Raw genomic sequence first — 18,226 nt, 5'->3', positions numbered from 1 at the left:
TCCCGCTTGAAACCGTCCTAGTCGCGGCGACTGGCCGCGACCGGGATCTTCTCGGCGTCGGTGCGGCTCGCATCCCTGCGCGCCAACAGCCGTTTCAGCGCGGCGACGTTGGCTGAGCCCTGCTCCGGCGTCAGATCGGCCTTCATGATGGTTTCCGCCTCGGACTGGCGGCCCTGCAAGCCAACCACGACGGCGAGATTGGTCCGCACCCGCATGTCGCCGGGGGCGCGCTCCCGGGCACGGCGCAGCGTCTCCTCGGCCTTCGGCAGGTCCTTCGACAGCAAATAGGACAACCCGATATTGGAGAGCACTGACGGATCGTCAGGCACGATCTTCAGCGCACTCGCATAGTACTGCCGCGCCTCGTCGTGGCGATCGAGCTGATCGAGCACGGCGCCCTGCGCCGACAGGATGCGCCAGTCCGGATCTTCCGGCGTATGCGCGCGCCCGAGCACGTCGAATGCCTGCTGGAAATTGCCGTTGTCGGCGAGCGCCCGTCCGTAACCCGCGAGCAGTGCCTTGTTGCTGGGCTGCGCCAACACCGCCTGCTCCATGACGGCGACCGCCTGGGCCCGCTGTCCGGTGGCGCGCAATGCCCGGGCGTATTTCAGCGCAGCGTCGGTGTCTTTCGGGTTGGCGCGGACGCGCTCGTGGTAGGTCGCGATGTCGCGCCGCGGATCGGCGGGTGCCGGCGTGGCCTCCGCCGTGTCGCCCAATGAGCCGGTGATGTCAGACGGGCCGGAGGTTTGACAGGCGGACAACCCGATCAGCAGGATCGCGGCAGATACCGTGCCCGCGAGACGGCGCGCGCGGCCTGAGGGTCGGGGTAATTTCTCAAACATAAAGCGAGACTCGGAACGGCGAAGGTTCCGGGATGCTCACAGCTTAACCCTAAGGTCCGGTTAAGGATGCCATCATGTCGCCGTCATCCGGCCCAGATCCGGTGCCGGACGCCCGGCGAGAAAGCAGCGAAATCGCTGGTTCAGTCGACGAACTGGGCGCCGAACTCGTGCCCGATTTGCCAGGCCAGCCGGCACTGACGCGGACTGCCGGTCGACAGGATGATGGTGAATTCCGGCGGGATCTCCAGATATTCGGCGATCACCTTGACGCCGCCGGCCGAAATATCGGTGATCATGCAGTCGCGTGGCAGCGACCCTGTGCCCAGCTGAATTTTGGCGACGCTCCGGCACGGGCGGCGTTCGCTCTTGCGGCGATTCATAAACATTCTGATCCCCAAGCCTTTCTGGGCAACTTCCTGGCCTATCGTCATAACCGGGAAAGATTGGAAACTGCCTAGCGGAACCGATCGCAATTGAGCGGTCGCGTTCGAGATTCGTTTACCCGGGGCGCCCTCGTCGGGGCCCCAGAAGCTTGCTTCAATCAAAGATTGAATAGTTGAGAATTGTCGCTGCAGGTCGCATAACGCTCTCCCGATGGGCCAATCCACTCAGCTGCGTGCGTCGCTCCCGCCCGGGCTCGCATGAGAACAAAAAGGGGTTGATCGCCAGTCGATAGACGATACCTATATCCTTTCGACTCGAATTCGCCGGGATGCCAGGAAGCATGGGAAGCATTGTTCTGCTCGATCTGATGGGGGGCGTGGCGCTCCTGCTGTGGGGCCTGCACATGGTCCATAGCGGGATTCTGCGTGCCTTCGGACCGGATTTGCGGTTGCTGCTCGCCCGGGCGCTGCGCAACCGCTTTACCGCCCTTGGCGCCGGTCTCGGCCTGACCGCCCTGCTCCAGAGTTCGACCGCGACTGCCCTGATCACCAGTTCCTTCGCCGCCGAAGAGATCGTCAGCCTGGTGCCGGCGCTCGCGATCATGCTCGGCGCCAATATCGGCACCACGCTGATCGTGCAGGTGCTGTCGTTCAACGTCGCCGCCATCGCGCCGGTTCTGTTCATTGTCGGCCTCGTCGCGTTCCGCAGCGGACCGCGCTCCCGGATCAAGGATCTCGGCCGCGTCTCGATCGGCCTCGGCCTGATGCTGCTGGCGCTGCACATCCTGCTCGATACAATGGCGCCCGCCGAGAATGCCCCGGGCGTGCGCGTGTTTCTGGGCGCGATCACCGGCGATCCCGTGCTCTGCATCCTGATCGGCGCCGTCGTCACCTGGCTGGTCCATTCCAGTGTCGCCAGCGTGCTGCTGGTGATGTCGCTGGCCTTTTCCCAGTTCATCTCGCCCTATGCCGCTTTTGCGCTAGTGCTCGGCGCCAACCTCGGCAGCGCCATCAATCCGTTGCTGGAGGGCGCGCGGCGCGACAATCCGGCGAGCTACCGGCTGCCGGTCGGCAACCTCGTCAACCGCGTCGTCGGCATCCTGCTGGTGGCGCCGTTCCTGCGCCCGATCACCGAGATCATCTACGCCTGGCAGCCCGATCTCGCCAAGGCGACGGCGCTGTTCCACATCGCCTTCAACGTTGCGACCGCGCTGCTGTTCATCGGCGTGCTCGATCACATGGCGCGGCTGCTCGAGCGTCTGTTGCCGAAGCGAGCGCAGGAGACCGATCCATCACGGCCGCGCTATCTCGACGAGAGCGCGCTGGAGACGCCCTCACTGGCGCTGGCCGATGCGGCGCGCGAGGTGTTGCATATGGGCGATCACACCGAGGCCATGCTGCGCAAGGTGATGGCGGCGATGCTGACCAACGATCGCGCCCTGGTCGACCAGGTCTCGAAGATGGACAACACCGTCGACCGGCTGAACGAGGCGATCAAGCTTTACGTCACGAAACTCACCCGCGGCAGCCTGGACGAGCGCGAGGGTCAGCGCGCGATGGAGATCGTCGCGTTCGCGATCAATCTCGAACATATCGGCGACATCGTCGACAAGAACCTGAGCGAGCTCGCGACCAAGAAGATCAAGCATCGCCTGCAATTCTCCGCCGAAGGCGCCGAGGAACTGTCGGCGTTCCACAAGCGCACGATCGACTCGCTGCGGATCGCGTTCGGCGTGTTCATGTCGGGCGACGCCAACGAGGCGCGCAAGCTGCTCACCGAGAAGGCGGCGCTGCGCGCGGCCGAATTGGCCGCCGTCGAGCGTCATCTGGAGCGCCTGCGCGAAGGCCGGCCCGAAACCATCGAGACCACTTCGCTGCATCTCGACGTGCTGCGCGACCTTCGCCGCATCCATTCGCACATCTGCTCGGTCGCCTATCCCGTACTCGATGCCGCCGGCGAGACCGCCGCCGATCGCGAGAGCACGATGGCGACGACCGACGTTGCGGCGCCCGTGCCTTCGAGCTCTCCGGGCTCCTGACCCCGGCAAGGCCCGCCACGGCGCCACGGCCTGATGCGATCTGCGCTCGCTATGTCGGCGGCCGACGTTCGGAGCCGAAACGCCGCTGTGGAAGCGCGGAGACGGCGGCGAGTTGGTTGATGCTGTCACGCTGGCGATCGAAGGCCCCAAGCAGGTCGCCTTGCAGCAGCCGGCCGCCTGAGAGCTTCATCCGAAGCGGATCGACGTTGCGGCCGTTGATCCGCACCTCGTAATAGAGATGTGGTCCGGTCGAGAGCCCGGTCGATCCGACAAAGGCAATCGTCTCGCCCTGACGAACGCGGTCGCCGATCTTCAGCCCGGACGGGAAGCTCGCGACGTGGGCATAGGTCGTCTCATAGCCGCGGTCGTGCCGCACGCGGATATATCTCCCGTACCCCCGTTCGTACCCTTCGGTCTCGACGACGCCGGCGCCGGCGGCCGCGATGGGCGACCCATAAGGCGCCGCATAATCGACGCCCTCATGGAAGCGACGGTCGCCAAGGATCGGATGAATCCGCCAGCCAAAGCCGTCGCCGAGCCGCCCGCTCACGACCGGCTTGCGCAACAGGAATTTGGTGATGGACTGGCCGGTCTCATCATAGAAATCGGAGCTGCCATCGTCCGGCGCCGTGAAGCGATAGTACCGGCGGGTCTGCCCGCCCGCCGTCAAATCGATGAAGACCAATTCCGGCTGACCGATGTCGTTCGGCGCGTAGATGATCTCAGCCACATCGGCGTCGCCGAGCGGCTCGTCGAGGTCGAAATCGCGGCCACAGAGCCGCATCAGTTCAGCAACGATCCCCTGGTCGACGTGGTTGGAGCGCGCGAGCGCGTCAAGGCCGTCACGCAGCGTTTCGCCCGGAACGGAATGCGTATCGATCGACTCACGCAGCGGGCTGTCGCTCCGCACGGCGATGTCGGGCTGTTCCGGCACGATCGGCTGGTATTGGCCGCCATCGGTGCGACCGACGGCCGAAACATCGGAGCCGGCCCGTTCGATCGACACTTTCGCGACATGGCCGTGCGCCGAACCGGCGTCTCCGCCTTGTTCGATGACCGTGATTTTGTCGCCACCGGACAGACTCTCTCGAGCGCCCGGCGATGGGAAGGCGGCGAGGATCGCCGGCGCGTCCTCCGCGGCCGCCGTCAGCGCCCGCAGAATGGCGGCCAGCGTGTCGCCGCTTCTCGCGATAACGACATGTCGCCGGTGACGCGACGACGAAGGAGACTTCGGAAGGTTGGTGACGTTGACAGCCTCACCTATCGGAGCCGGCGGATGCGGCACGTCCTCACCGTCAGCATAGGCGCTGGTGCCGCCCGGCAGTGGGCGCCGCGATGGACCTGTCCGTATGATGGCTGGCAGTTCCGACAGCAGGTCGCGTTGCGAGCCCGGTCGCGCGTCGTCCTTTTCGTCTCCCCGCGCTTCCTGTCGTGGTTCGAGATCGATCTCCGCGAGCCGCGCTGACACGCGGGTAAATCGACGGACCGCGCCGGCATCGCTCAGCTGCTCAATCTTGAGCGCAGCGGAACTGCCTTGCGAGCCGAGCCTGCGGTCGAGACGATCGCCGCGCCGCGCCTCGTCAACCACCTGCCCTGCGAAGCGCGGAAGTGACACGACCGGCGCGCTTGCGAATCGCGCGTGATCGCCAAACGCCCCGCGAAGCGCGCCAGCAAGAAGAGCGACGGCCGCGGATCCGATCAGAATCGTCCCCGTCATCCAGCGGAAACTGACGGCGCGCCGGTCAGGCAACTTGCGCTCGCCGGTCAGCGGCGGCTCGCCAAGCGACGGAACATCGCGGACGCCCGATTGACCACCCGCTTTCGTCGCTTCGTCACGGCTGGTCATCAACGCCCCTCATCCCCTGGGGCACGGTCTCGAGATGCCGCCACGCCCACGGCAGGTCGTAGATGCCATGCGCCTTGGGGCGAATCTTTGACCTTGGTTCAGATTCGGTCGCAATCGATGCCGTGCCGACGATGACGGCAATCAGCTATCGAGCGTCTTCGACCCGCGGCCGCGGTTCTTCACGATCAGCATGATGTTGCGGATGTAGATGAGCGTGGCGAGACCCTGCCCGATGATGATGACGGGCTCGCGCTTGGCAAGCCCGTAGATCAGCGTCATCAGGCCGCCGCCCATCGAAAAGAACCAGAACGCCATCGGCACCACGCTCTGGCCGGCGCGTTCACTGGAGATCCATTGCACGAGGAAGCGCGCGGTGAAGAACAGTTGCGCGATCAGGCCGAACGCCAGCCAGAAGTCGAACTTGGCGATGAACACGTCGTAGAGATAGGCGCTCAACGCCTGGCCGTACTGAATCAGCATCACTTCACCTCGGTCACGCCCGGCACGCCGGCGACATCGGGCACTTCAGCGACCACTTCAGTGACGACCGGCGTCGGCTTCTTGCGGCGGATCAGCCACCACACGCCGGCGAGATCCATGATCCCGATCCAGAGCCGGTCGAAGAATCCATAGTTCGACACGCCGGAATGGCGCGGCCGGTCGACGACGTCGACATAGGCAATCGTCAGCCCCTCGCGGCGCACCAGTGCCGGGAGAAAACGATGCAGCCCGTCGAAGTAAGGCATCGCCAGAAACACCTCGCGCGGAAACGCCTTCAGGCCGCATCCGGTGTCGCGGGTGCCGTCGCGCAGGATGATACCGCGCACCGTGTTGGCGATGCGCGATTGCAGCTTCTTGAAGCCGGTGTCCTTGCGCCCGACGCGCTGGCCCGCGGCGAGGCCGACGCGACCGTTGCCGCTCTCGACCGCCGCGATCAGGTCCGGCAGGAAGGCGGGATTGTTCTGCCCGTCGCCGTCGAGCGTCGCCACGATCGCGCCGCGCGCGGCGCGCACGCCGCTGCGCACGGCCGCCGACTGGCCCGACGAGTCTGCGTGGCGGAGCTGCCGGAGATTGCGCCGCTTGGCCATGATCGCGTCCAGCCGCGCACCGGTGGCATCCGTCGAACCGTCATTGACATAGATGATCTCGTAGGCCCAGCGTCCGTCGAGCGCGGCCGCGATCTCGGCGATCAACGGCGCGATATTGTCCGCCTCGTTGCGCACAGGCACGACGATGGAAACGGCGACCGGCGTCTGGTCGGGAGCAGGCAAATCGGCACTCGTGGTTGGTATTGTCGGCGATGGAACCAGCCCGATCCGACCGTCGGGCGACCGCTTTTATGGGGCGAAGGCGCTCCTCGCAACCCTTTTGAGACGCCCGTCCGACGGTCCTGACAGCGCCACCACGGTGCCGTCGCGATGAATGGCAAAACCAAGGCGGCGGGCGGCGAACCAGTAGCGCACGACCATTGCGCCGATCACCCCGACCAGCGCACCGGCCACCACGTCGCTCGGATGATGCGCCAGCAGCACGAGCCGGGTCGCGGCGATGACCAGCGCATAGACCAGCATCGCGAACCGCGCGCCCGGCCACACCGCGGACACGGCAAAGGCCAGTGCGAACGCCGTGATCGAATGTCCCGACGGAAAGCTCGAATAGGCCTCGGTGCCGGCGAAATGCTGGAAGTTGAAGGCATTGGCCTTGCCGCCGACAAAGGGCCGCCCGCGGCCGACGATCCACTTGATCAATTCACCGACAGCGACCGAGAGCACGACCGACAGAAACAGGTATTGCAGCCTTGTCCCAAGGCCAAGCAAGGTCGCGCGCGGCACGTCGCGCAGCGCCGGCGCCGCCAACGCGACCGCGATCAGCAGCAGGCCAAGCGCGCACAGCACATACTCGTCCTTGCCGAAATCGGTGAGCGTCTTCACCCACCAGAGACCCGGCGTGCCGCGTGGCGGCATCAAACTGATCTCGGTCACATCGAACGCATACATCAGCGTGATGATCCCGGCGCCGACAATGACGACGAGCAAAAGTCCGTGGCGCGCGGAGCGGCGCGCCGCCTCGGCGCGGCGCGAATGCGACGGCGCCCGCACGAGCTGGGCGAGGGAAAGCCAAACCAGCGTCAGCAATCGTCCGAAATAGTTGGCGGATTCCGGGGTCGCTGGCAGCGCCGGCATGTCATTCCGTCCCTTCGGAACGGAAGATCGCGATCGAGACCGCCTTGCCCTGCGAGATGTTGTAGCCCTCGACGCGCACCGGTGCGTTGTAGCGCAGGCCGATCGCCTCGGCGCGCTGCACGAAGGCGCGCTCCGAGCGCTGCTCGACCAGCGCGAAGCGGCAGGAGCCCTGCCCGAGGAAATCCGCGGCGCCCGATCCGTCGGTGAGCAGCGTCGAGGTATCGGTCATGAACACGAGGCTCGGCTCGTGGAAGCCGGCGGCTGCCGCCTTCGGGCCGACGCAGGTCACGTTGCGCAAGGCGCGTGCGACCTCCTGGCTCGGAAATACGGTGGTGAGCCGCGGCAGCACCACGCCATAGGTGCCGGCTGCCATCAGCGCCGCGGCAATCACCGCATTGAGCAGCGAGCGCTCGGCGCGGCTGTCCTCGAACAACCACCACGCGAACAGGCCGAACACCATCGCGACGGCGAACAACGGCCAGGCCGGAAACACCGGCTGATGGATCGCCTTGATCGCGCCGACGATCACCAGCACGGCGCCGAAGGCGGGGATCGCGAACCACCAGGCGGCGCCCCGCAACAGCCAGGGCGAGCGCGACAGCACGCGCCGCTCCAGCGCACCGACGGTCAGGATCGCGATCGCCGGATAGAGCGGCAGCACGTAATGCGGCAGCTTGGTCAGCACAGCCTCGAACACAATCCAGGACGGGATCAGCCAGGCCAGCAGGAACTGCGCGCCGGGCTCGCGCCGCGCCCGCCAAACCGCAGGCGCCGCCATGCCGGCCAGCGGCGCGCCGGGCCAGAACGTGATCCAGAACAGCAGCAGATAGATTCCAGGCGGCGCACCGTGGGATTCCTGTGCACCGAGCTTGCTCAGCATGTCGCCGCCGACCGAGTCGGCAAAGAAGGTCTCGCCGGCGCGCAGGAAGATCAGCACGAACCACGGCAGCACCAGCACCAGGGTCCACATCAGGCCCCAGACCGGGCGCATGCGCCAGAACCAGGCCGCCGATCGGTCGAGAATCGCAAGCCCCGCCATCGCAAGGCCGACGAACATCAGGATCAGCGGCCCCTTGAGCAGGATGCCGACCGCCAGCGCCGTCCAGAAGACCGCCGGCGGGACCCATGACGGGTGTGCGGGGTCCTCGCCGCGCTGCCAGGACAGATAGACCCGCGCCATCGCGCCCATCGCCGCGGTGACCGTCAGCAGCAGCATCGCGTCGGTCTTGGCGAGCCGCGCTTCGACCCCGAGCAATACGCAGCTTGCCATCATGAGGGCGGCGAGCACCGCCCCCTGCCGCGTCACGAAGGCCAGCGCCGTCCAATAGGTCAGCAAAACGGCGCCGATGGCGCCGATCAGGGACGGCAGGCGGTACACCCAGATGCGGACCTGGGCGCGCGGCACCCCGAGCGCGGAGACGGTCTTCAGCGCCGCCGCCTGCATCCAGTAGATGCCGACCGGTTTCTTGTAACGGACGTCGTCCTGGAAGCGGATGTCGACGAAATCGCCGCTCTCGACCATCTGCTTGGTCGCCTGGGCAAAGCGGACCTCGTCACGGTCGATCGGTGGGATGGTGAAGAAGCCCGGCAGGAACAGCACCAGGCAGGTCAGCGTCAGGAACAGGACCGAACGCCATTGGCTGGCCGTTGCGAACTCGAACGCCATGAACAGCCTGCGGCTCGAATGCGCAGGTTTTACAGACTGTTGCCCTGCTCCGAAGCGCCGGGGTTGGAGGCCATCCACCATGGGTTTCGCATACGATGAAACCGCAGCGCAAACAACTGTGCTGTTCCGCTTTCCGACCGTGCCGCTCCGCTTTCCCGTGCGATCATTGCACGCGGATCACAACGGTATCTGCGGCACCCGTGGCGTCGATCACGGTGAGCCGGGCGAAGCCCGGCCCCGGCGGGTCGATCAGGCGCTGGCGCCGGCTGTCGATGTCCCCGGCTGAGACACCATTGACGAGCACCGTCAGCGGCAGCACCCCGCCGGCGACCTTGACCGGCATCGGCGCATTGCGGCCGTCCTCGGAATGATCGACATCGATGCGCGAGCCGTTCAGCGGAAACTGGATATGCGGAGCCTGGTCGCTGCCGCTGCGGACCAGTTCGCCGAGCGGCCGGAAGCGGCGCAGCGGCGGCGGCAGTTTCGCGTTGGAGGCGACCAGAACGCCGCGCGGCGGCTTCGGCAATGCCGCCGGGATTTTGCCGGTGCGCGCAAAGGCGTCGAACAGGATCGGTGCCGCGGCGGTGCGGCCGACCAGACCCGGCACCGGCGCGCCGTCGGGACGGCCGACCCAGACGCCGATCGTGACGCGGCCGTCGAAGCCGACCGACCAGGCATCGCGATAGCCGTAGCTGGTGCCGGTCTTGAACGCGATCCGGTTGTGCACGCCGTTCTCCGGCGGCGGCGTGCCGAGCAGGACGTTGCCGACCTGCCAGGCCGCAGCCTGATCCATCAGCCGCATCGTGTCGCGGCCGTCATTGGCCTGCATGATCTCGCGCAGCGGCTTGGTCGCGCCAAGCCGCGCCAGGCCGGAATAGAGCTGGGCGAGATCCTGCAACGTGATGCCGACACCGCCGAGACCCATCGCAAGGCCCGGTGCCTCGTCCTTCGGCAACACGAGACTGGTGCCGGCCTGCTTCAGCCGCGACGACAGCCGGCTGGCACCGACGCGGTCGAGCAGCGCGATCGCCGGCACGTTCAGCGACAATTGCAGCGCCTTGCGGATCGGCACCGTGCCCTGAAACGTCATGTCGAAATTTTCCGGCGCGTAGGTGCCGAAGCGGATCGGCCGATCCTCGATCAGGCTGTCGGGATGGACAAAGCCATCCTCGAAGGCAAGGCCATAGATGAACGGCTTCAAGGTCGAGCCCGGCGAGCGCACGGCGCGCGTCATGTCGACCTGCCCGGCCCGCCGCTCGTCGAAATAATCCGCCGAGCCGACGCGCGCGAGCACATCGCCCGTCTCATTGTCGACCACGACGATCGCAACCGAGACGTCAGGCCCCTGCGCGATGGCGCGGTCGCGCGCCAGCGCCTCCAGGTTCCGTTGCAGCGTGGCGTCGAGCGTCAGCTTGATGACGGGCGCATCCTTCATCGTCGCGATCGCCTGATCGGACGAATGCGGCGCCAGGATCGGAATCTGCTTGCGCATCTTCGGCACCGCCGTCGCCGTGGCCTGCGCGGCATCGTCCTTCGACACCACGCCATCCTCGACCATGCGCTCGAGCACGCGGTCGCGGGCGGCGTGGGCCGCGTCCGGGTAACGATCGAGCCGACGCCGCTCCGGCGATTGCGGCAGCGCCACCAGCAGCGCGGCTTCGGCGAGCGACAGCCGCTTCGGCTCCTTGCCGAAATAGGCGATCGAGGCGGCGCGGATGCCCTCGAGATTGCCGCCGAACGGCGCCAGCGCAAGATAGAGATCGAGGATCTGGTCTTTCGAGAGCTGCCGCTCCAGTTCGACCGCGCGCACCATCTGCCGCAGCTTTGCGTAGACCGAGCGCTGGTGGCGCGGCTCGATCAGCCGCGCCAGCTGCATCGTGATCGTCGAACCGCCCGAGACGATATGGCCGCTCGTGAGCAGCTGGAATGCGGCGCGCGATAGCGCCAGCGGATCGATGCCGTGATGCTCATAGAAGCGCTTGTCCTCATAGGCGAACAAGAGCTTCAGATAGGTGGGATCGACGGACGTCTTCGCGTCGACCGGCAGCCGCCAGCGCCCGTCCGCCATCGCATAGGCGCGCAACAGCTTGCCATTGCGATCGATCACCGTGGTCGAGACCTGCTGGGCCTTGTCGAGCGGCAACGGCCCGAGCGACACGACCCAGGCGGCGAAGGCACCGATTGCGACTAGCATCGCGACCGCACCGAACGTCAGGAAGGTCCTGATCCGTCGCCACCGCGATCCGCGTACCGGTGCTGTCCTCAACGTTCCACTCATTTCGCCGGCTTCACCTCAACCGCGCCGGTTCCGCTGCGGCCGTAGCGCGAGGGATTGTACATGTCCTCGACATAGGCCTGCGGCAGCACATATTTGCCCGGCGACACCGCGCGCACGACATAGGCGACCGTGAACACCGACTTGTCGTTGGCGCCCCGATCGATCGCCGCCGTGAAGCGGTCATCGCGGAACTCGGTGTTCTTCGGCTCGACGCCGTCCTCGATCCACGCGAGCGTGCCGGAATCCCCCGATGACACCAGGTTCGGGTTGTCGATCTCGAGCCCGGCCGGCAGATAGTCGGCCACCATGATATGCCCAAACTCCGGTTTTGCTTCCGTGACCTTCAGGACAACCGCGAAGCGGTCATTCTGTTTCGCCTTGGCGACATCGGCCGGCTTGCCATCGAGCGTGAAATAGCTGCGCTCGATCTTGAAACCGTTGGAGGCCGCCGGCTCCGGCGTGACCGGCGAGCCCGACACCGAGATCACCGCCTGCACCGGTGCGTCTCCGGTGTTGGTGATCCTGAGCGGCTGGCCGGCGATCTCCTCGGCCTTGTAGCTGCGATAGACCGCGGTCTTGACCGGCTGGCCGTTGATATCGAGCGCCAGCGTTTCCTTGGCGAGCGCCCGCGCCGCCAGCACCATCCACGCATTTTCCTGCGTCGAGGTGTAGGGCGACAGTCCCCGCGCCGCCTCGACCCGCAGCACCGCCTGGGTCAGCGTGGTGCGTGGCGCATTGCCTTCGCCTGCAAGCGAGACCAGCGCAGCAGCGTCGCGCAATGCCGAGCCGTAGTCGACCCGGCCGAACTCGATCACGGGTTTCGGGTTCAGCGCATCGAGCGCGGCACCATAGACCCGCTCGGCCCTCGCCTTGTCGCCGACCAGCGCCAGCGCCGCGGCAAGCTGGGCCTTGGAGATCGGGGTCGCCAGATTGTTCAGCTTGGTGTCGGCGAGATAGCGCAGATCACCGATCGGCGCCGCGCCGTTGCGCGCGAGCACGTAGAGGCCGTAGGCCAGATCGCGGCCGCCGTCCTTCTCCGGCTCGTTGGCGTTGACGACCGAGTTCCTGACGCGGTCGAGCGCGTTTTTGAACAGCACGTCCGGCACCGCAAAGCCCTTTTCGCGGGCCCGGGTCAGGAAGTCTGTGACGTAGGCATCGAGCCAGGCGTCGTCGCCGCCCGCCGACCACAGGCCGAACGAACCGTTCGAGCCTTGCCGTGCCAACAGACGTTCGATCGCGTCGCGGATGCGCTGGTCGACCGCGGTATCCATCGCGAGATGGGCGCCGGCGGCGAGATCGTTGACATAGAGCAGCGGCAAAGCGCGGCTCGTGATCTGCTCGGAGCAGCCATAGGGATAGCGATCGAGCGCCTTCAGAATGCTCGCGGCATCGAGCGCGGTCGACAGGCTCGCCGAGACCGACACGCTGCCGGTGCCCGGCACGAGATCGGAGAACATGTCCGAGGTCAGTGTCAGGCTCTCGCCCTTCGCCAGCGTGCGGATCGAGCGGCGCGCCAGCACTTGCGTCGCCGGCTTGACGTCGAGCGCATAATGCCGCGCCAGAGTCAGCCCGTTCGGCCCGGAGATGTCGACGTCGAACTCGGCACGTCCGGCGCCGCCGGCCTCGAGGCCCAGCGACAGCGAGGAGCGCTGCTTGGCGGCGAGCTTCACCGTCGTGGTCGAATTGCCGGAAGCCTTGATCGGGCCGCTCGCCTTGACGCTGATGGCATAGTTGCCGGCTGCGCCTTCGACATTGTCGATATCCATGCTGATGGTGCCCTTGTCACCGGTCAGCAGGAAGCGCGGCAATGTCGCGGTCACCACCACGGGATCGCGCACGATCACGTCAACATTGGCGCGGCCAACCTTGGTTGCGCTCCACGCCACCGCCATCACCCGCGCGGTACCGGCGAATTCCGGGATGTCGAAGCTCACCTCGGCAGTCCCGTCAGGCCCGACCGTGACGATGCCGGAATAGAGCGCGAGCGGCTTCTGCGTCGGCGGCGAGCCCTGCAGCTCGGCGCCGGCGGAGTCGCCGCCGCTGCGGATCTGGCCGCGGGTGCCCTGCATGCCGTCGATCAGCTGGCCGTAGAGGTCGCGGATCTCGGCGGTCAGGCGGCGCTGACCGAGATAGTAGTCGTCCGGCGCCGGCGGCTTGTAATTGGTCAAATTGAGAATGCCGACATCGACCGCGGCCAGCACCACCTTGGCGTCCTCGCCGGGATTGAGGCCACCGAGCTTGACCGGGATCTTCAGCGTCGAGCCCGGCCGCACCAACGCGGGCGGCGACAGTTCGACGGCAAGCGTGCGCGCCTTCTTGTCGATGCCGAACCATTTCAGCCCGATCGCGCGGCCGGGCATGCGCCCGGCGGCGACATCGAGCGGACGACGCAGCGTCGTCATGACATAGGCGCCGGTGCCCCAATCCTTGCCGACGGCGAGCTTGACCTGCTGGGTGCCCTCCTTGACGTCGACGCTTTGGGTGGTCAGCAGGCGGTCGCCAAGCACATAGACCGTCAGCTTGCCTGATGTGCGCGCATTGACCGACACCGTCATGGTGTCGCCGGATTGATATTCCGGCCTGTCGATCGAGGTTTCCAGCAGATCGGGCGTGTCGGCGCTGCCGTCGGAATACCAGCCGACGTCGAACTGCACCGAGGTGACGGGACCGTCGGCGTCGGTCGATTTCACGTCGAGCCGGTAGCGGCCGGGCTGCGGCTGGAAGGTCAGGCGCATCGGCTTGTCGGCGGCAAGATTGACGTCGCCATCGGCAACGCGGCGGGTCGACTTGACCGGCTCATACTGCCAGGACGAGTTCTGCCGGTACCACTGGTAACGCGACTCCAGCTTCAACAGCTCGTAGCGCAGCCCGTTGCGCGGCAGCTGCTTGCCGTCGGGCGCGACGAACACGACGTCGAACTCGGCCTTGTCGCCCTCGGCCACGCTCTTGTCGCCGAACAGCGGCTTGACGCCGATCAGCGACGCGGCCGGCGCGACCGGCAGTACGATCTTGCGCTCCACCGAGCGTCCGCCGGTCTCCGCCATGCGGATGTAGATCTGGGCCTCCTGTGGCCGGGTCGAGGTCGGCACCTTCTCGAGCTTCACCGGGAACGTCGCCGCGCCGTTGGCATCGGCCTCCGGCAGGTCCTCGATCGGGGTCCGCTCGTTGCTCGCGGTCTGCTCGTCGTCGACGCCGAACTGATAGCCGACATAACCGGGCCGGCCGTTCGCCGCGGGCGCCACCAGCATGTCGCCCTCGAGCTGCAGGCCCGAGGCCGGCGCGCCGTAGAGGAAGTGGCCGGAGACCTGAAGTTCCACTGGAACTTCAGCTTTGATCACCTTCTCCTTGCTGGTCAGATCGAATTCGACCCGTTCGGGGATGTAATCCTCGACCATGAAGGTGGTCTCGCCGACCGACGAGCCCTTCGGATCGGTAAAGACGCGGACGCGCCAGGTGCCGGTCGGCACCGCAGAGTTCAACGCCACCGCCAGCATCCGGCCGCCGGCGCCCTGGTCGGGCAGCACGGCGCGGCGGAATTCGACGCCGTCGGGGCGCTCGATCACCATGGTCAGCGGCGTCCCGGTCAGGGCATTGCCCTGCCCGTCGCGCAGCAGCGCGGTCAGATAGACGGTCTCGTTGGAGCGGTAGACGCCACGCTCGGCGTAGACGAAGGCGTCCGCGCCGGCCGGGATCGCCCGGCCCGCGACGCCGCGGTCGGTGAGGTCGAACGCATTGGTCTTCAGGCTCAGGAAGGCGTAGTCGGCCTTCTCGCCCATGACAGTCAGCAGCGCCGGTGACAACCCGCCCTCGCCACGGGCCAGGCCTTGCTCGAACAGCACGTGGCCGGCGGCATCGGTCTTGCGGGTGGCCAGGATCTCGTTGTTGCGGGCGACCAGCTTCACGTCGGCGTTGGCGACCGGTTCGGTCGAAGCCAGCGAGTTGACGAAAACGTGGATACCGTCATTGCCGGAGAAGGCCGACAGGCCCATGTCCGAGACGATGAACCATTGCGTCGCCAGCGTGCCGTCGTCGTCGGTGCCCGGTCCCTTGGCCGCGGCGGTCATGACATAGACACCAGGCTGCAGGTCGCCGAGCGCCTGGTCGACCGGAAACGCCGTGACGACGTCCTGGTTCAGCGTGGTCGCTGTCGCAAGCTCGCCGGACCACACCTTGACGCCGCGCTGGTCGCCGAGATCGGAGAGCTGATAGCGGCTCAGCGTGCTCTGGAAGTCGCTGTCGATGACCGTGTTGATCAGGTTGCGGTCGCCGATCCGGAAGACGTCGACCTTGACCGCCGGCGTGTTGACGCTGACCACCGGGATACCGCGCTGTCCGGTCCGCGGCAGCACATAGGCCCGCCCGGTGAACCGCACGAACGGCTTGCGGTCGCGGACATAGATGTTGAACTCGGCCGATTTCGGCAGGGTCTCCTTGACGGTCGAAGGCAGGCCGGCGCGCAGATTGATGTTGTAACGCTCGCCGTGCTTCAGCCCGTCGACGCAGAGCTGCTGGCCTTCCGCCGACAAGGCCGGTTTGTCGGTGCCGGCGAGCGCCAGATAGGGCGCGAAGTCGACGCGCTTGGCGAGTTCCTCTGAGAACTGGAAGCAGGCGCGCGGCGAGGCCGCGTCGGAATCGACGGTATAATCGAGCAGGCGGAAACCGTGCTCGTCGCGCATCTTCTCGTACTGGCCGCGGACATCGGCGACCTCGCGCATGTCGAGCGACAGCCGCAGGCTGTCCAGCGCCGGGCGCCACAGCTTGCGCTCGGCAAGCGCTTTGCCGAGCACGGCGAGCGCGTCCGCCTCCTCGCCCGCATTGCCGGCGCGCTGATAGGCGATGTAGGCGGCGGTGGAGGCGCGCTCCATCAGGAAGGTCTGCTCGCTTGAGCTGGCCGAACGGATCTGGAAGACCGTCCTGGCGAGCCGCAGCCAGTTGGCGCCGTCCTCCGGCGTGGTCGCCGCGATCTGGCCGAGGATCGTGAGCCCGCCGCGGAAATCATTGCGCCTGAAGGCGGCGTCGGCGTCGGTGCGCAGGGTCGCGGCCGATTTGTTGACCGCGCCGGCCTCGCTCTTGATCTGGGCTTCCAACTTGATCGCGGAATCGGCGAGATCGTCGCGCTTGAAGGCCTTGTCCGCGGCCTGGGCGCTCACCAGGGCGAGCAGCAGCGTGGCGCATATCGTGGCGGCACGAACCAATCCGATCATGATGGAGCTCCTGAACGCCCCGCGGTCGAACGCCGCGTTGGGGCCAAAAAATGCGCGAAAAGGTGACGGAGTGAAGGCGCGGACATGAACGGACGAAAACGTCGCAGATCGCATTGCCGACATTCCTTTGACCAGCCCCCGGCGGCAGCGTCGCGCGGCGCGACGGGCTGGACAGGCCAACGCAGGGCGGGTCCCTGCTCGCCTTTGTCGCTCGACCACAAAAATCGGTTCGGCCGGACTTGGCGGAAAGGCGGATTTTTCATATTGGCGGTGCTACAAGGCCGCCACGGTCCCGTAGCTCAACTGGATAGAGTAGCGGATTTCTACTCCGCGGGTTGCAGGTTCGAATCCTGCCGGGATCGCCAGACGGCTTTTCCTGATAATGATTTCAATGACTTATCGGCACTTTTGCCTAACTTATCGGATGGGTTAGGCAATTTCTTATCGAAACCGTTTTGCAGTTTCGCCATGGCCGCAACGGCCAATTTCTTCTTCGCCGCCTCGCGGCAGTACCGCTCGATTTCGCGGATGTCGGTGTGGCCGGTAATGGACATGATTTCGAGCGCGCTGCATCCCGCCTCGGCCAATCGACGGCATGCGGCCTTGCGGACGCCGTGCGGGCTCGAGCCTTCTGGCAAGCCAGCGTCACCTGCAGCTTCGCTAATCCAACTGGAAAACGCCTTCTCGCTGCGCGCGCGGCCGTACATGGTTGCAATGAAGGCCGGGCCGTCCTTCGGGCAGTCGGCGATGTAGCGCGCCAGATCCGCGTGCACCGGAATGCAAAGCTCAACGTGGCCTTGGCTCTTTTTGGTGCTGATAGCGAACCCGTCTTTCGTGAAGTGCTGCCAGCCAAGCCGCACGGCATCAGAGCGCCTGAGGCCGGTGTGTAGCAGCACATCGAAGGCAAGTCGCAACGGCGTGCCAACCTTGTGCTGCTTTCTAAATTTGGTGATGTCTTCCTCAGTCCAAGTGCGGTGGCCTTTGGTTTTTAGCTTCACGCGCTTGGCCACAACGACCGGATTGTCGCTGCGCAGGCCAGCCGAAACCGCGTAATCCATCACGGCCTTGAGGCGTTTGCGAAAGTTGGACGCGGCCGAAGGCGTGTCGGCCATCTCGTCAATGATAATGTTGATATTCTTCGGCTGCATGGTGGCAATCGGGCCGTCGCCATGCCTCTCAACGAATCTATTCAGCACGCCGCTGTAAACGTCCTGCGTGCTCTTCGCCAAACCCTTGAATTCAGTTGAGCGGTAATAGCCGTTGACGGCGGCGGCAATAGAGCCAGCCTTGACGCGCCTCACGGCAGGCGTCTCTTCACCGCCCATGGCCGCGCGGTATGCCGTCCAAAATTCCTCGGTGTACAGCGGCGCCGGTAAGGCAAGTTGAGGCTTGCCCGGCCGTCGCAAATAGACACGGGGCTTCCCGTGCCTATCCAGATATTCATTCACATATTTCGGTTTGCGCTGGCGCAATGCTGTTCCCAGTAATCGTTTTCATTGGCGACAGCGGGTGCCTTGCCGTCAAACAAGGAGTCTAGTTCGTGTCGGTCCCACAGCAAAACGCCCAGCATTTGCCTGGGAGCCGGGATTGCGCCCGCCTCTCGCTGCTTATCGAAATGGCTCGGGCTGATGCCGAGATATCGCGCCGCGTCTGTACGGCGTAGGCCGCGAGGGACGATGCCCCCGCGTTGATTATCGTTGGCAGAACTGGGCAAGAGCGTGCCCCTAAGAAAATTGCTCTGCTTACCTCGCCGGCTAAGGCCAGCGCACAGGTGGGTTAGTTGGC

12 protein-coding genes and 1 tRNA gene are annotated in these 18,226 nt (G+C 66.0%); 2 read left to right on the top strand and 11 right to left on the bottom strand.

The genetic code is table 11. From position 1 onward, the window contains the following. Nucleotides 1–17: 17 nt before the first annotated feature. The gene (locus tag IF803_RS09040; protein WP_411780475.1) at nt 18–842 is read right to left on the bottom strand and encodes a tetratricopeptide repeat protein; all 825 of its coding nucleotides are present in this window, start codon (nt 840–842) and stop codon (nt 18–20) included. Nucleotides 843–982: 140 nt separating this feature from the next. Continuing rightward, nucleotides 983–1,228 carry a PilZ domain-containing protein gene (locus tag IF803_RS09035; protein WP_026192789.1) on the bottom strand — a complete coding sequence of 82 codons (246 nt, stop codon included), beginning with the start codon at nt 1,226–1,228 and terminating at the stop codon, nt 983–985. Between the two features lie 338 nt (nt 1,229–1,566). Here IF803_RS09035 and IF803_RS09030 point away from each other — a divergent pair, with 338 nt between their 5' ends. After that, nucleotides 1,567–3,264: a Na/Pi cotransporter family protein gene (locus IF803_RS09030; protein WP_461191915.1), complete on the top strand. Its 1,698-nt coding sequence runs from the start codon at nt 1,567–1,569 to the stop codon at nt 3,262–3,264. A gap of 49 nt (nt 3,265–3,313) precedes the next feature. Here the strand turns inward: IF803_RS09030 and IF803_RS09025 are convergent, their stop codons facing one another. From IF803_RS09025 to IF803_RS08995, 7 genes are all read right to left on the bottom strand, one after another. Then, on the bottom strand, nt 3,314–5,110 hold the full coding sequence (locus IF803_RS09025; protein ID WP_461191914.1) for a peptidoglycan DD-metalloendopeptidase family protein: 1,797 nt from the start codon (nt 5,108–5,110) through the stop codon (nt 3,314–3,316). Nucleotides 5,111–5,251: 141 nt separating this feature from the next. Beyond that, nucleotides 5,252–5,590 carry a lipid-A-disaccharide synthase N-terminal domain-containing protein gene (locus tag IF803_RS09020; RefSeq protein WP_016845896.1) on the bottom strand — a complete coding sequence of 113 codons (339 nt, stop codon included), beginning with the start codon at nt 5,588–5,590 and terminating at the stop codon, nt 5,252–5,254. After that, nucleotides 5,590–6,381: a glycosyltransferase family 2 protein gene (locus IF803_RS09015; RefSeq protein WP_461191913.1), complete on the bottom strand. Its 792-nt coding sequence runs from the start codon at nt 6,379–6,381 to the stop codon at nt 5,590–5,592. The genes IF803_RS09020 and IF803_RS09015 overlap by 1 nt, the downstream gene beginning before the upstream one ends. Before the next feature lie 66 nt (nt 6,382–6,447). Further along, complete coding sequence (locus IF803_RS09010; protein ID WP_461191912.1) at nt 6,448–7,293, bottom strand: phosphatase PAP2 family protein; 846 nt, start codon at nt 7,291–7,293, stop codon at nt 6,448–6,450. 1 nt (nt 7,294) lies between these two features. Then, on the bottom strand, nt 7,295–8,959 hold the full coding sequence (locus IF803_RS09005) for an ArnT family glycosyltransferase (RefSeq protein WP_304495456.1): 1,665 nt from the start codon (nt 8,957–8,959) through the stop codon (nt 7,295–7,297). Between the two features lie 163 nt (nt 8,960–9,122). After that, nucleotides 9,123–11,153 (bottom strand): penicillin-binding protein 1C, encoded by a 2,031-nt coding sequence (gene pbpC, locus IF803_RS09000; protein WP_461191911.1) that lies wholly within the window; start codon nt 11,151–11,153, stop codon nt 9,123–9,125. 80 nt (nt 11,154–11,233) lie between these two features. Beyond that, on the bottom strand, nt 11,234–16,441 hold the full coding sequence (locus tag IF803_RS08995; protein WP_461191910.1) for an alpha-2-macroglobulin family protein: 5,208 nt from the start codon (nt 16,439–16,441) through the stop codon (nt 11,234–11,236). 288 nt (nt 16,442–16,729) lie between these two features. Between IF803_RS08995 and IF803_RS08990 the strand changes: the two genes are divergently transcribed. Next, nucleotides 16,730–16,806 (top strand) — tRNA-Arg (locus IF803_RS08990). Here the strand turns inward: IF803_RS08990 and IF803_RS08985 are convergent. Beyond that, nucleotides 16,765–17,499, bottom strand: coding sequence for a tyrosine-type recombinase/integrase (locus tag IF803_RS08985; RefSeq protein WP_461192026.1), 735 nt, complete (start codon nt 17,497–17,499; stop codon nt 16,765–16,767). The two genes, IF803_RS08990 and IF803_RS08985, sit on opposite strands and share 42 nt — an antisense overlap. Before the next feature lie 386 nt (nt 17,500–17,885). Further along, nucleotides 17,886–18,226, bottom strand: a 341-nt coding sequence (locus IF803_RS08980) for a helix-turn-helix transcriptional regulator (protein ID WP_461191909.1), incomplete at its 5' end; no start/stop codon positions are given.

Source organism: Bradyrhizobium sp. UFLA06-06 (assembly GCF_054820065.1).
Note: the sequence above shows the minus strand (reverse complement) of the source record. Positions and strands in the feature narration are given on the sequence as shown.

Coding starts and splice junctions, on each gene's coding strand:
- IF803_RS08995 (WP_461191910.1), bottom strand. CDS start 16,441: ATGATCGGATTGGTTCGTGCCGCCACGATATGCGCCACGCTGCTGCTC.
- IF803_RS08985 (WP_461192026.1), bottom strand. CDS start 17,499: ATGGATTACGCGGTTTCGGCTGGCCTGCGCAGCGACAATCCGGTCGTT.
- pbpC (WP_461191911.1), bottom strand. CDS start 11,153: ATGCTAGTCGCAATCGGTGCCTTCGCCGCCTGGGTCGTGTCGCTCGGG.
- IF803_RS09035 (WP_026192789.1), bottom strand. CDS start 1,228: ATGTTTATGAATCGCCGCAAGAGCGAACGCCGCCCGTGCCGGAGCGTC.
- IF803_RS09010 (WP_461191912.1), bottom strand. CDS start 7,293: ATGCCGGCGCTGCCAGCGACCCCGGAATCCGCCAACTATTTCGGACGA.
- IF803_RS09040 (WP_411780475.1), bottom strand. CDS start 842: ATGTTTGAGAAATTACCCCGACCCTCAGGCCGCGCGCGCCGTCTCGCG.
- IF803_RS09020 (WP_016845896.1), bottom strand. CDS start 5,590: ATGCTGATTCAGTACGGCCAGGCGTTGAGCGCCTATCTCTACGACGTG.
- IF803_RS09005 (WP_304495456.1), bottom strand. CDS start 8,959: ATGGCGTTCGAGTTCGCAACGGCCAGCCAATGGCGTTCGGTCCTGTTC.
- IF803_RS09025 (WP_461191914.1), bottom strand. CDS start 5,110: ATGACCAGCCGTGACGAAGCGACGAAAGCGGGTGGTCAATCGGGCGTC.
- IF803_RS09030 (WP_461191915.1), top strand. CDS start 1,567: ATGGGAAGCATTGTTCTGCTCGATCTGATGGGGGGCGTGGCGCTCCTG.